At 38.1% G+C, this 13,210-nt stretch carries 12 protein-coding genes; 6 read left to right on the top strand and 6 right to left on the bottom strand.

Annotated features, from left to right (window positions below):
- Positions 1 to 13: 13 nt before the first annotated feature.
- From H3T46_RS02220 to cydD, 3 genes are all read right to left on the bottom strand, one after another.
- Positions 14 to 403 carry an OmpA family protein gene (locus H3T46_RS02220; RefSeq protein WP_122123676.1) on the bottom strand — a complete coding sequence of 130 codons (390 nt, stop codon included), beginning with the start codon at positions 401 to 403 and terminating at the stop codon, positions 14 to 16.
- Positions 404 to 479: 76 nt separating this feature from the next.
- Positions 480 to 2,165, bottom strand: a complete 1,686-nt coding sequence (cydC, locus tag H3T46_RS02225; protein WP_198197291.1) for a thiol reductant ABC exporter subunit CydC — start codon at positions 2,163 to 2,165, stop codon at positions 480 to 482.
- A 1-nt stretch (position 2,166) separates the two neighbouring features.
- Positions 2,167 to 3,861 carry a thiol reductant ABC exporter subunit CydD gene (cydD, locus tag H3T46_RS02230; protein WP_155568192.1) on the bottom strand — a complete coding sequence of 565 codons (1,695 nt, stop codon included), beginning with the start codon at positions 3,859 to 3,861 and terminating at the stop codon, positions 2,167 to 2,169.
- A gap of 267 nt (positions 3,862 to 4,128) precedes the next feature.
- On the opposite strand from cydD, the gene H3T46_RS02235 reads away from it, so the two are divergent.
- Together H3T46_RS02235 and H3T46_RS02240 are read left to right on the top strand one after the other, a co-directional pair.
- Positions 4,129 to 5,964 (top strand): ABC-F family ATP-binding cassette domain-containing protein, encoded by a 1,836-nt coding sequence (locus H3T46_RS02235; protein ID WP_198197292.1) that lies wholly within the window; start codon positions 4,129 to 4,131, stop codon positions 5,962 to 5,964.
- A 164-nt stretch (positions 5,965 to 6,128) separates the two neighbouring features.
- The gene (locus tag H3T46_RS02240; RefSeq protein ID WP_198197293.1) at positions 6,129 to 7,187 is read left to right on the top strand and encodes a tRNA-dihydrouridine synthase; all 1,059 of its coding nucleotides are present in this window, start codon (positions 6,129 to 6,131) and stop codon (positions 7,185 to 7,187) included.
- 141 nt (positions 7,188 to 7,328) lie between these two features.
- Here the strand turns inward: H3T46_RS02240 and H3T46_RS02245 are convergent, their stop codons facing one another.
- Positions 7,329 to 8,327 (bottom strand): Gfo/Idh/MocA family protein, encoded by a 999-nt coding sequence (locus H3T46_RS02245; RefSeq protein WP_198197294.1) that lies wholly within the window; start codon positions 8,325 to 8,327, stop codon positions 7,329 to 7,331.
- A gap of 242 nt (positions 8,328 to 8,569) precedes the next feature.
- Here H3T46_RS02245 and secD point away from each other — a divergent pair, with 242 nt between their 5' ends.
- Positions 8,570 to 10,123, top strand: coding sequence for a protein translocase subunit SecD (gene secD, locus H3T46_RS02250; protein WP_198197295.1), 1,554 nt, complete (start codon positions 8,570 to 8,572; stop codon positions 10,121 to 10,123).
- A gap of 10 nt (positions 10,124 to 10,133) precedes the next feature.
- The gene (secF, locus tag H3T46_RS02255; RefSeq protein WP_198197296.1) at positions 10,134 to 11,072 is read left to right on the top strand and encodes a protein translocase subunit SecF; all 939 of its coding nucleotides are present in this window, start codon (positions 10,134 to 10,136) and stop codon (positions 11,070 to 11,072) included.
- A 38-nt stretch (positions 11,073 to 11,110) separates the two neighbouring features.
- Here the strand turns inward: secF and H3T46_RS02260 are convergent, their stop codons facing one another.
- Positions 11,111 to 11,443, bottom strand: coding sequence for a hypothetical protein (locus H3T46_RS02260; RefSeq protein ID WP_198197297.1), 333 nt, complete (start codon positions 11,441 to 11,443; stop codon positions 11,111 to 11,113).
- A 51-nt stretch (positions 11,444 to 11,494) separates the two neighbouring features.
- A complete protein-coding gene (mscL, locus tag H3T46_RS02265; protein ID WP_230880500.1) occupies positions 11,495 to 11,965 on the bottom strand; it encodes a large-conductance mechanosensitive channel protein MscL in 471 nt (156 codons plus the stop codon).
- Positions 11,966 to 12,163: 198 nt separating this feature from the next.
- On the opposite strand from mscL, the gene rpmE reads away from it, so the two are divergent.
- Both rpmE and H3T46_RS02275 read left to right on the top strand, forming a co-directional pair.
- Positions 12,164 to 12,391 carry a 50S ribosomal protein L31 gene (gene rpmE, locus H3T46_RS02270; protein WP_110438117.1) on the top strand — a complete coding sequence of 76 codons (228 nt, stop codon included), beginning with the start codon at positions 12,164 to 12,166 and terminating at the stop codon, positions 12,389 to 12,391.
- Between the two features lie 176 nt (positions 12,392 to 12,567).
- The gene (locus H3T46_RS02275) at positions 12,568 to 13,209 is read left to right on the top strand and encodes a DUF1013 domain-containing protein (RefSeq protein ID WP_198197298.1); all 642 of its coding nucleotides are present in this window, start codon (positions 12,568 to 12,570) and stop codon (positions 13,207 to 13,209) included.
- The last annotated feature ends 1 nt before the right edge of the window (position 13,210 follow it).

Consider the following 13,210-nt stretch of genomic DNA (forward strand, 5'->3'; position numbering starts at 1 on the left):
ATCCAGATAGAATTTATTGAACTATAATTTCCACACGTCTTGCCGCCACTTGACTTTTACGATTTTCTGGCGGACGGGGAATATCATGAACACGGTTTGACAGAACTCCATCATCCACAACCTTTTGTGCAACAATTTTGGCACGCTGAATTGCCATCATTTCATCTTTGGATAAATCGCCATAAATTGCTGCATAACCTTTGACATAAACCTGTTTTTCAGGAAATTTTTTCGCATAAGTAGCAGCTTGAGAAATGGTTTTGTTAGCCGAATCATCCAGATCCGTGGAAGCAAATGGAAAAAATACAACATAGGTTCTGTCATTCTTTTGCGTTAAAGAACCGGATTGGGAACATGCCCCCAACAAAATGGATGCTAGTAAAACAGGAACAAATCGACGCATTTAATTACTTTCTTTCAAGGCAACATTTTCAAATCAATATATAATATCAACAAGTAATAAAATATATAATTTTCTTTTATTCCGCAACTAGTTGTCCATTAGATAACCGCCATACCTCATCTATGTTTTCAACACCCGTTAAACGGTGCATTATCAAAATCACCGTTCGGTTGCCTGTTATCTGATTTAGGGTTTGAAAAAACGCTTTTTCAGTATCACCGTCTAATCCTGATGTTGGTTCATCCAAAAGTAAAATCGGGGCTTTTAGTAACAATGTACGTGCCAATGCAATCCTTCTTCCCTGTCCTCCGGAAACCTTTACACCACCCTCTCCAAGCCAGGTATCCAGTGCATCCGGCATTTCACGAACAACATTTGCCACTGCAGCATCAGAAAGGGCTTGCCACAAATCTTCCTCTGTCGCATCAGGGTTCCCAAGCAAAAGATTCTGACGAATTGTATCATCAAATAAATGGGTGTTTTGAGAAAGCCATGCTATTCGTTTGCGGACTGATTCATTATCAAACCAGTCAAGATTTTGATCAGCCAATGTTATTGAGCCCTTTATTGGCTGAATGACCTTTAATAACAAGGCCGCCAGAGTGGATTTTCCCACACCGGATGATCCTATAATGGCAATTTTTTTTCCTTGTGCAATCGTCAGGTTCAAATTCTGATAAAGCCATGGTTGTGACTCTCCCCAACGAAACGATACATCCCGAAACTTGATATCCCCGGTTTCAGGTGGAACTTTACCAGATTTAGAATTGTCTTCAACTTTTTTATTGTCATTAATATTCACAACTCTTATGGCGGCATTGACGATTTGACCTGCCAAACCTCCTGCCTTGCTCAAAGGAACGACCAATTCAAATGCTGTAATAGTCAGAAAAAGACAGAAAACCGTGTGAAAAGCGTTCAATCCATGAAAACCAATGTTCAATCCGCTCATCAATACAAATAAAACAGCAACTTGACCAAAAAAATATGCGATGACTCCTATTAACGCTACTTCCCTTGCCTGAATATATTGTTGATCAAAAAGTTCATTCTCGTTTTTTTTCATTAATATGGAAACTCGATGTTCTGCTCCAAAGGCTCTTATTTCCCTTAAACCATGAATAAAATCCAGAACTGTTATTCTCAGCTGTGCCGTACCCTGAACAAGTTTTTTCCCTCTTTTCCGGGTTATGAAGCCCGCACCAAATGGGCATAAAAATGCAGAAATTCCATAACAAATCACGATAGATACAGCCAATGCCAAATTATAGTGGGCTATAACTGTAAAAAGCACAAATGATGTCAATATGGAACCGAAAAACGGTAAAATAAGACGCAAATATAATCCGTCCAATGTTTCAATATCAGAAACCAATCGGGATAATATATCCCCACTATGACGGAAACCCAATCCTGCCGCACTTCCCATAGCAAGTGTATGGAAAAACCATATCCTTAAGTCTGCTAAAGCATGAAACATGGCATTATGGGTAAACAATCTTTCCACATATCGCATAATCATGCGGGAAACCCCGACGATTTTTAAAAACAGCGAGCTGGTTATGATTGCACCCATAGCTGTCAAGGCAACCTTGCCCCCGGCAAAGCTCATTAAAGCCAATCCCAATAATACGGCTATCAAGGAGATAAAAATTCCAAAAAGTAAAGCGGGCAACCGTTTATACCATATCGAAAATATTGTTTTAAACGCTGCCGTCACGGAGGATTTTTCAGATCTGGTAATATCTTGAATATTTTGCATATTATCCTTCCTTCTGACAGGAAATTATAAATCCATGATTTAAATTGATGTGTATACCAGGCAATTTTTGCCCCTGTTCCGAATGGGTGGCCATAATGACTGTTCTATTTTCAGTCAGTTTCAACAATTGATTAAAGATATCCCTCTCCGTTTCGGGATCAAGATGAGCTGTAGGTTCGTCAAGCAATAATAATGGAGCGTTTTTCAGATATGCTCGTGCAATAGCAATTCTTTGGGCCTGACCACCCGATAACCCATAACCGTTTTCACCAATTACCGTATCAAGCCCATGCGGTAAATCTAACAAATATCGATCTATCGCCGCCGCTTCAATGGCTTGTTGAAATTCTTGCTCGGTTGCGGAGGGTCTGGCAAACATAATATTCTCACGAATAGTACCGCAAAAAATAACAGGTTTTTGTCCGATCCATGCCATTAATTTTGACAATGAAGCAGCCGAATATTCGGTAATATCCAATCCATTTACCAAAACCTGCCCCTCATTCGGCTTTATAAATCCGAGAATCATTTCGATAATGGTTGATTTTCCTGCACCAGACTGACCTATCAATAAAGCTCTTTCCCCTGCCTTGATGTCGAAATTCAGGGAATGTAATATACGACCTCTTTGAGCGTCCCAATGATAGGAAACATTTTTAAAGCTTATTTCCACTTTATCATTGAAAGGAATATCCTTTACATTGGTTGAAAATTCATTTTTGACAGGCAATTCAACGATAGATGCAGCCGTTCCGCCAAGTCGTGCCCTGTCCTGATAGGCCAGAGCCAAACTGCGTAGAGGACCAAAAAAATCCGGAATAATCAATAAAGTAAAGAGAATATGCGTGACAGGAATAGATTGTATTGAATGAATTTGGACAAATTGACTTCCATCCATCAACACTACCAGAATAATCGCGATAATCATCGCACAATCAATAGAGGCAGACGACAAGAATGCAACCCGTAATATTTTCATCGTTCTCTTACGCAATTCATCTGCTGATAATGCAAGTCTATTGGCCATGTCATCTGATCGACCAGCCAATACAATCGTTGCAATCCCTCTTACTCTATCAAGAAATTGAGCCTGCAAACGGGTCATTGCCAAAAATTGCTTTCTTGCAGCCATGGCTGCTCCAATTCCAAAAATTGCCTGTGCAATAGGAACCATCAAACCACATAAACCCATAATCAACGCTGACCATGGTTGAACCAAATACACAAAAAAAAGAATAAGTAGTGGTGAGGCAATCCATAAAACCGATGCCGGCAACCATCGTGAAAAATAACCATCCAAAGATTCAACCTGATCAACCGCCAATGCTGTCAAAGCGCCACTTGATTGTCGCCTTAATATCGAAGGACCGATTTGCATAATATGATTGATAATCAAATTACGTAGGCGATGCCGTGCTTTAAGACCGATTTTGATCGTAAAGTCACCTTCCAAAAAAAATACGCATCCTTTGAGAAGCGATAGTAACAGATAAAATAATATCAGTATTGAAATTGGAAATTGTATTGGTATGGATGGAACCAAGATTTTTCCGATAATTTCAGCAATCACCCATGCCATACCGACAGCAATCAAGCTTGAAAGCAATCCTAAAATTACAAGAGGGAAAATTGCCTTTTTGCCAATTTTCGTTTGTAATCTTGTCCAGTTTTTAATTTTTGTTTTTTTATCAGGCATATAATCCACTCTTTATCACGATAAAAAGATGCATTGGCAATTCAATCTGGGTAATTTACAATTTAAAAAGTAAAATAAAAAAATTATCAGATTATTCAAAATTTCAGTAATTTTATTTATTCCCAAATTTTTAAAAACAAAATCAATTTATTTTCAAAATTTTGTCTATTTAATAAAAATATTTACATCTTCATATTTAATAAATATGTTCTAATATACAAATTTTCTTATATAGCAAACACTCTGTTAACCACATTATCTCATTATATGTCATCTCCACTTTTGCTTATACAAAATCTCTCTTACAGTTTTGGAGGTCACCCCCTTTTTACCGACCTGAATTTCAATATTGCAAATAATGAAAAATTATGTCTGGTCGGTAGAAATGGATCAGGGAAATCCACCTTATTCAAAATTATAATAGGATTGAAAAATAGAGATTCAGGAAATCTTTTTATACAGCCTGGCACTAACATTCAATGCCTATCCCAAGAACCTGATCTTTCTTATTTCACAAAAACCATTGATTATGTTTGTTCAGAATTACCCAGTCCGGATGATCATTTTCGTGGGCGAATTCTGCTTGAGGCACTGGGATTAACTGGTAATGAAAATCCTGCACATCTATCAGGGGGTGAAACAAGACGCTGTGCACTGGCCAAGGTTTTAGCTCCAAGACCAGATCTATTACTGTTGGATGAACCCACAAATCATTTGGATCTTCCAACAATAGAATGGCTGGAATCTGAATTAAAATCTTTATCTTCTGCGGTTTTAGTGATCAGCCATGACCGTCGATTTCTGGATAATATGGCAAAAGGCATTATCTGGCTGGATAGAGGACAGGCAAGGCAACTTTCCATGAGATTTTCCGAATTTGAATTATGGAGGGAGAATTTTTTCGAACAGGAAGCGCTGGAGTATCATAAGTTAAATCGTCAAATTGCAAGAGAGGAGGATTGGGTGCGTTACGGCGTTACCGCCCGACGCAAACGTAATGTTAGACGAATGGCGGAACTTTCAGAACTTCGTCTAAAAAGAAAAAACCATATACAGAATCCTTCCTTGGACACCCTACAATCAAGTGATGCAGAAAATTCCGGTAAAATTGTCATAGATGCAAAAAACATAACCAAATCCTATAATTCAAGAACAATCATAAATAATTTAAATTTACGTATTGTACGTGGAGATCGGCTTGGCATTATTGGTCCAAATGGTGCCGGCAAAAGTACGTTGCTGAAATTATTGACAGAGCAGGAACAGCCTGATCAGGGAGAAATCAAACTTGGAAGCAAACTTGAGATCAATTATCTAGATCAACACAGACAGATTCTTGATCCTGAAAAAACATTGGCAGAAACGCTGACACGTGGACGTGGAGATTATGTAGATGTCGGAGGGGAAAAAAAACACGTTATCGGATATATGAAACAGTATCTTTTTCAACCAGAACAAGCAAAAACACCCGTAAAGGTTTTATCTGGTGGAGAAAAAGCTCGATTATTGCTTGCTTGTGCTTTGAGCCAACCTTCAAACCTGATGATTCTGGATGAACCTACGAATGATTTTGATTTGGAAACGCTTGATTTGTTACAGGAAGTGTTGTCCACTTATAAAGGGACCCTTATTCTGGTCAGTCATGATCGAGATTTTCTTGATCGAATTGCCACTTCAGTTCTTGTAGCTGAAGGTGATGGTATCTGGACAGAATATGCCGGTGGATATTCTGACATGATGGCACTTCGTGAATATAAACAGGAAAATCTTATCAGGAAAACACAAAATAAATCGCAAAAATCAACATATTCAAAAATACCCATTAAACCAAAACCTAAAAAACTTTCATACAAAGACCAGTATGAACTGGATCATTTACCAGAAAAGCTTCAGAAACTTCAAATCTCTATAATGCAGCTGAATCAACTTCTCAATGATCCAGGATTATATCAGGAAGACCCTGATTTATTTGAAAAATTCACACGGCAATTACTGGATAAACAAAAAGAACAAGAAAAACTTGAGGAAAGATGGCTTGAATTGGAAATCTTGCAGGAGAATTTGAAGTCAAATGATGAATTAAGTAATTCATCTAATCAGTAAATCCTGTAATTTTAAATTATTTGTTTTACCTGATTGAATTGTCTGTCATGACTGCCATATATTTTGTAATATGTTATAGGAATGACATGAAATATCAAGCAACTTCCGGCTTTAAATATCAACAATTTGAAAATCACGTATAATCATAAGGAGGAACCCTGTTCATGGAATATCATAACCATCCATTTTACAATCCAATGTTAAGTTATGAGGAAAACTACCAGAAAGGCCCTTTTGGAGATTTTACACAAAAACCGGAAATTTCTATTGTAAACCAACCTTCTGTTCATTTTCTGGGAAATAAGATTAATCTACCATTCGGTATTCCCGCCGGACCTTTACTCAATGGCAAATATGTAAAGGCGGCACTGGACTGGGGATATGATTTGTGCGTCTATAAGACGGTCAGAACAAAAAAATATAAATGCCATCCCCTTCCCAATGTCTTAGCTGTCCATCCGGAACATAGACTTTCAGAAAATGTTGATACAGTATTAGCTGATCAAAATTATGATTTGCCTTTATCCATAACAAACTCTTTTGGTGTCCCCTCTTTTGATCCAGATATATGGCAACCTGACATGGAGGACGCAGTTAATTATGCAAAACCGGGACAGGTTGTAATCGGCAGTTTCCAGGGCACATTGGGTGTTACCAATCATATCGAGGAAAATTATGCAGAAGCGGCCCGTTTGGTCGATGAGACAGGTGTTCCCCTTCTAGAGGCAAATTTGAGCTGTCCCAATGAAAGGGTAAATAACCTTTTATGTTTTGATATTGATAAGGTTGAACGAATTGCCCACGCGATCAAGAATGCCGTACCAGATAAACCATTGATGCTTAAATTGGCTTATTTTAAAGATAACAAACTTCTTTATTCTTTTCTTGAAAGATTGGCTCCTATCGTTGACGGCTTCTGCGCAATCAACACCCTTTCGGCAAGACCTGTGACCTCTCAAGGTAAACAGGCTTTGGGAGAGGACCGTCCAACAGGAGGAGTTTGTGGTGATGCAATTCGTTGGGCCGGTGAAGAAATGGTTTCCCGGCTATATGAATGGAGAGCCAATCATAATGAAAAATTTGTCATTATAGGTGTTGGGGGAGTCAATAGTCCTGAACATTATCGAACATATCTTTCCCTGGGTGCTGATGCTGTCATGAGTGCAACCGGCGCAATGTGGAATCCTGCGCTAGCATTACAAATAAAAAAGGCGCTTCAATAATTTTTTACATTAAATCAAGTTATCGAAATAAAAATATTTTCGATAACTTGATTTAATGGATTCTCCTGCTAATTTTTCATTGTCATCATTAAAAAATTGATAAATTGCCTATAATTATCAAATTAAATATATATATTAATATTAAAAGCTATTTGTTTTAGAATTCAATAATCCAGAAACCTGCATTCGCTCTCTTGATTCTTTTATACTTTTGATCACCGTCAATGCTGCATTCAAAGCCCTTCGCCCCGCAACCCCATCCACGAGAACTGGTATTCCATCAAGACAGGATTTTACAAAAGCATGATGCTCAGCCTCGATATTATCATGATCTTTCCATTTCACCACTTCTCTTCTAAATCCATTGGTACCAGGTAAAGGCATACCCTTTTCTTTTCCAATCATGACCAATTGATTTTCCATAAAATCAGCCGATAAATACCCTTCTTCGGAAAAAATTCGCATTTTACGCTCAGTTTTTAAGGAAATACGACTGGCTGCAATGGTCGCAACGCATCCATTTTCAAAAGTAACCCGAGCATTTGCTATGTCTTCGAATTCTGATGTCACGGATGCACCCAACGCATCCACTTTTCGTATATGAGATGGTACGATAGCAAGAACAAGATCGAGATCATGGATCATTAGATCAAGAATAACAGAAACATCAACCCCTCTCGGCTTGAAAGGTGCAATTCGCATGGTTTCAATATATAAAGGCTTCTTTATACGTTCATGTATAACTTTCTGTTCCGCTGAATAACGTAAAAGATGTCCAACTTGCAAGACAAGTCCACGACTATTTGCCAGATCAATGAGATGATCAGCCTGATCAAGCGTTGAGGCAATCGGTTTTTCTATTAGAACATGCCTACCTTTTTCAAGGGCCACAAGGGCCAATTCATAATGAAATTCGGCAGGTGCGGCAATAATCAAGGCATCACAAGATTGTAACAGCTGGTCAAGTGGCATATAGGGAACATTACCGGCTTCTTTTCCAACTTTTATTGCATTGCCAATTACTGGATCATAGATACCGATCAGATTTTCACGCTCTGCTTTAAAAGATTTTAAAGCATGAAAACGACCAAAATATCCCGCCCCAGCAATACCCACACGCAAAATCGACTGTTCTGCCATTTGTTTTCTCGCTTTATATTAAATTTAAACTTACAATTTTTCTTAAATTTGGATAGAAAATAAAATATTCTTAAACGTATTTAAACATTGTTTTTATTTATAATGCTATATATACCTTGCCATATAATAGTATTATAACCAAAACATATTGCATCGAATAACATGACAACGACCCTGTTGTTAAACGTTCCCTTTAACCATTTTCAGTCCATCGGGACAAAAAGGATTTAGTCGTTACTGCGATGATGTATTACAGTCGAACAAAACTTGCCCTGGTTTTCGCCACTTGTTTCATGGGGCTATTATTATGTTTACCCAATTTTGTTAAACATCCATCTTTTAAGATACCTTGGCATCAGATCCATCTTGGCCTTGATTTAAAAGGAGGATCCTATTTACTGATGCAGGTGGATGTGGAGACCATCAGCAAAAACCGTTTACAGACGTTGAATGACAATGTTCGGCAAACCCTTATTTCCAAAAATCTAGGTTATCGCAATTTACATATGGTTCCCAAAGATCATACCATTGTTTTTAATTTGCGTGATCCAAGTGAAAAAGAGGGTGTTTTATCTGCATTGAGATCAATGCCAAAAGCGGTTCCCAATGAATTTGAGGTTAGTAATAACAATGATCAAATTAGAATGGAACTTTCAACTGATGCAATGCAGCACCGCGCAAGCGAGGCGGTAACTCAATCCATTGAAATTGTTCGCAAACGTATCGATGCAACAGGTGCTGTCGATCCATCCATAACCCGTCAGGGTACAGACAGAATCATTGTTCAGCTACCGGGCGTCAGTGATCCGAACCGGATTAAGCAATTACTTGGTACAACAGCTAAAATGACATTTCACTTATTGGATGAAAATGCAAACCCAAACCTACCTCCACCTGGTGTAACATTTCTCCCAATAGCTGGAAATGAAAATGAAAAATTACCAATACGTGATCATATTGAAGTTGACGGTGCCGACCTAACAGGAGCAAGTGCTGGATTTGATCAGCAAAGTGGCGAATATGCAGTAAATTTCAGTTTTGACAATGCAGGCGCACAATCTTTCGCAAATGTTACCCGTGTCAATATCAACAAACGTTTCGCTATAGTGTTGGATAATAAGGTTATAGAGGCACCTGTCATTCGGACTCCAATCACAGGCGGGAATGGTCAAATTACAGGCGGATTTGATGCGCAAAAAGCCACTGATCTTGCCTTACTTTTACGAGCAGGTGCCTTGCCTGCTCCGCTAAAAGTGATGGAAGAACGTTCAATTGGTCCATCACTGGGGGCTGATGCTATCAGGGCTGGAGGATTGAGTCTGGTAAGCGGTTTTGTCCTTGTGATTATTTTTATGCTTCTATTTTATGGTCGTTTTGGTCTCTATGCGAACATCGCTTTATTTGCAAATCTCGTATTGATGAGTGCCATTTTATCTCTTTTCGAAGCGACACTAACCTTGCCAGGTATGGCGGGAATGCTTCTAACCCTTGGAATGGCAGTTGACGCAAATATTCTTATCAATGAACGCATTCGCGAAGAAACACGTAATGGCCGTACGCCCCTTAACGCTTTACAAACTGGATTTGATCGTGCTCTCAATACAATCATCGACAGTAACGTCACCGCTTTCATTGCACACGTCATGTTATTCATATTTGGAACGGGTGCGGTCAAGGGATTTGCATTGACTATCACCATTGGTATTGTTACGACCCTTTTCACCACCTTATGCCTCTCCTGGATGCTGACAATTCGCTGGTATGCTGTCACCCGCCCTAAAGAACTTCCGATTTGAAAGAAAGAATATGCTTGGTCGTCCTTTATTACATCTCGTCCCACATGGCACAAAAATTCATTTTATGCGTGGACGCTTTGCCGGCCTGATAACATCAGCGGTTTTATCTATTGCATCAATTATTCTTTTCTTTCATCCCGGCTTGACATTGGGACTGGATTTCCGTGGCGGTATTGTGGTTGAAGCGCAAACTCCTGAACCTGCTGATTTTAGCAAATTGCGCAAATTTTTATCTGATGCCGACATTACAGCAGCTGGATTACAACAATTTGGTGGGAAAAATAATGTCCTGATCCGGCTTGACGCACCCAAAGAAAATAATGGCGATGCAACCCAGATATTGATCAGCAAAGTCAGATCAGCCGTTACAAATTATGAAACTGGTACAAAAATTATACGAGCCGATGCTGTTGGTGCCTCTGTTTCCTCTGAATTATTCAGAAATGGGCTTTTGGCACTTGGAATCAGTCTTTTTATGATTATGATTTATATCTGGTTTCGATTTGAATGGGAATTTGCACTTAGCGCCATTATAACCTTGCTTCTTGATTTAACAAAAACAATCGGATTTCTTGTAATCACACATTTTGAATTCGATCTGGTCATGGTGGCTGCCATCTTGACAATTCTAGGCTATTCAACAAACGATAAAGTTGTCGTATATGATCGAGTAAGGGAAAATCTAAGAAAATATCATTCCATGCCATTTCAAGAATTGCTTGACCTATCAATTAATGAAACGTTAAGCAGAACCCTTGCCACTTCGTTTACCGTGTTTTTAGCCGCCTTACCTCTTGCTCTGTTCGGTGGTGCATCTCTTTCCGGTTTTGCGTGGGTAATGTTATTTGGTATTGTTGTGGGAACGTCTTCCTCCATCTTCATTGCCGCTCCCCTGCTTCTATTTATGGAAGAGGGAAGCTTGAGAAGAAAAACCAAAAGATCATCCTAGAATTATTTCATGAGCAGTTTAAAAGAACTGCTCAATTTTTAACGAATATTATTTTTATTCAAAGACTGTATCAGTATTTCCACAGAATTTTTTGCATTTTTCAAATTATGATTATTCGGTTTCGATAATGCCATCATAACGTAATGTTTTGCATTTTGATCCTTAAAAAAAATATCCTGGAAATCAGTCAATGAAACAGAAGATAAACTACCTAGATAACCAATACACATACCATGAGTAAATATGTAATTGTAGGCAATGGAATGTGGGGTTAAGTGTTCAGATGACTTTAATGAATTCTCTTGTGATTGACAGGCACTCAAGGGAAACAAAAAAAGGGTTAATCCTAATAAAACATATCGCTTAAACATTTAAAACTTCTTTGTTCCCATAGACTTGTAATCAATTTATCAAAAATTGATCTAGGATTGTTTTCTGTTTGCAAGAATGTCTCTTATTTCCTGCAGTAAAACTTCCTGTTTTGTTGGTTGTGCGGCTTTAACTTCTTGCTGCGTCTTGATACGATTATAGATATCATTCAACCCTCTGACAATCAGGAAAACAACAAATCCGATAATTAGAAACTGAATAATCGTGTTGAGAAAAACTCCAAAGTTTAAAGTTACCGCACCTATTCTTTGTGCCTCGGCCAGTGTTTTAACATGAGGTCCCTTTAAGGTGATAAATAAATTACTGAAATCGACACCACCTAGAAACAAACCAATGATGGGATTGAAAATATCATTCACCAAACTTTTAACTACACTTGTAAAAGCTGCACCAACGATAATACCCACAGCTAGATCAACAACATTACCCCGCATGATAAAGGATTCAAATTCATGAATCCATTTAATGCTCCTACTTTTTTTAGCCATATTTTCATTACTCATTTTCATTTCCATTCAATTGCTCTAAAAAATAGTTACGCATCAATTATATTTGAAAAAAGAATTTTAAATAAGAAAAAAATGTCAAACAGTAAAAAATAACAAAGAAGAGATTGATTTCGAGCAGTAAAATGACTATAAATACATTTTCTTTCTCCGTCTGTTAACGGAGTTTTTTTTACAATCTGTTAAGAGAAAATCATGAAAAACGATATCCATCCAGATTATCACGAAATTACAGTCGTCATGACAGACGGTACTGAATTCAAAACCCGTTCCTGTTATGGCTCTAATGGCGATACATTGCGTCTTGACGTAGATCCTAAATCTCATCCTGCATGGACCGGAGTTCAGCGTATCAATGATACACGAGGTCAAGTTGCGAAATTTAACAAGCGTTTTGCTGGTATCGGACAAAAAAAGGTTTAAATAATTAGATTATTTTATTAACCTTATTGATGTAAGGGTGACTTCATCACCCTTATCTCAATCAAATAAAATTACTAAATTACAGCTTTTAAAATAGTCTATATTGTTTTAACTTAAAATTTACAGTTTTAAGTTTTTAATAATATTCTACTCTATTTTTATCATACAGGATTGTCATGACCTTACCTCTTATGCCTAAGGCTACCGCAGTATGGCTTATTGAAAAAACTGCTTTAACCTTTAATCAAATTGCAGAATTTTGTGGCATGCATCCTTTGGAAGTCCAGGCAATTGCCGATGGCGAGGTAGCTCAAAGTATCATTGGCTATGATCCTGTTGCTAATGGCCAGTTAACCCAGGAAGAGATTAATCGCTGTGAGGCTGATCCAGATCGAAAGTTAAAATTATCAGCAAATCGCATGCAAATCGTCAAGCGATCAAAAGGCGCAAGATATACTCCCATTTCAAAGAGAAATGATCGTCCTGATGCAATTGCCTTCCTGTTAAGAAACTATCCCCAATTGCTAGATCAGCAAATTGCCAAGCTTTTGGGGACAACTAAAGATACAATTGCCAAGGTAAGAGATAAACAGCATTGGAATTCCGCCAATATTAAACCACGTGATCCAATCATACTGGGATTATGCAGTCAAATGGATTTAAACAGTGCTGTTGCCGAAGCGAACAGACGTGTTGAGAAGGATGAGACGGATACCTCTTCCCTTAACCCCTCAGAAACAAAGAAAGAAGAGCTAGATATCAATCATATATTTTCCAATTATTCTGAAAAAAACAATCAATCCGACGATCTAAATTAAT

This window comes from Commensalibacter sp. M0133 (genome assembly GCF_016101485.1).
In the GTDB taxonomy this organism is placed as follows: domain Bacteria; phylum Pseudomonadota; class Alphaproteobacteria; order Acetobacterales; family Acetobacteraceae; genus Commensalibacter; species Commensalibacter melissae.

Bases quoted from the DNA above. Each gene is read 5' to 3' on its own strand.
- cydD (WP_155568192.1), bottom strand. From the start codon at position 3,861: ATGCCTGATAAAAAAACAAAAATTAAAAACTGGACAAGATTACAAACG.
- H3T46_RS02240 (WP_198197293.1), top strand. From the start codon at position 6,129: ATGGAATATCATAACCATCCATTTTACAATCCAATGTTAAGTTATGAG.
- H3T46_RS02260 (WP_198197297.1), bottom strand. From the start codon at position 11,443: ATGTTTAAGCGATATGTTTTATTAGGATTAACCCTTTTTTTGTTTCCC.
- H3T46_RS02220 (WP_122123676.1), bottom strand. From the start codon at position 403: ATGCGTCGATTTGTTCCTGTTTTACTAGCATCCATTTTGTTGGGGGCA.
- rpmE (WP_110438117.1), top strand. From the start codon at position 12,164: ATGAAAAACGATATCCATCCAGATTATCACGAAATTACAGTCGTCATG.
- H3T46_RS02235 (WP_198197292.1), top strand. From the start codon at position 4,129: ATGTCATCTCCACTTTTGCTTATACAAAATCTCTCTTACAGTTTTGGA.
- secF (WP_198197296.1), top strand. From the start codon at position 10,134: ATGCTTGGTCGTCCTTTATTACATCTCGTCCCACATGGCACAAAAATT.
- cydC (WP_198197291.1), bottom strand. From the start codon at position 2,165: ATGCAAAATATTCAAGATATTACCAGATCTGAAAAATCCTCCGTGACG.
- H3T46_RS02245 (WP_198197294.1), bottom strand. From the start codon at position 8,327: ATGGCAGAACAGTCGATTTTGCGTGTGGGTATTGCTGGGGCGGGATAT.
- secD (WP_198197295.1), top strand. From the start codon at position 8,570: ATGATGTATTACAGTCGAACAAAACTTGCCCTGGTTTTCGCCACTTGT.
- H3T46_RS02275 (WP_198197298.1), top strand. From the start codon at position 12,568: ATGACCTTACCTCTTATGCCTAAGGCTACCGCAGTATGGCTTATTGAA.
- mscL (WP_230880500.1), bottom strand. From the start codon at position 11,965: ATGAGTAATGAAAATATGGCTAAAAAAAGTAGGAGCATTAAATGGATT.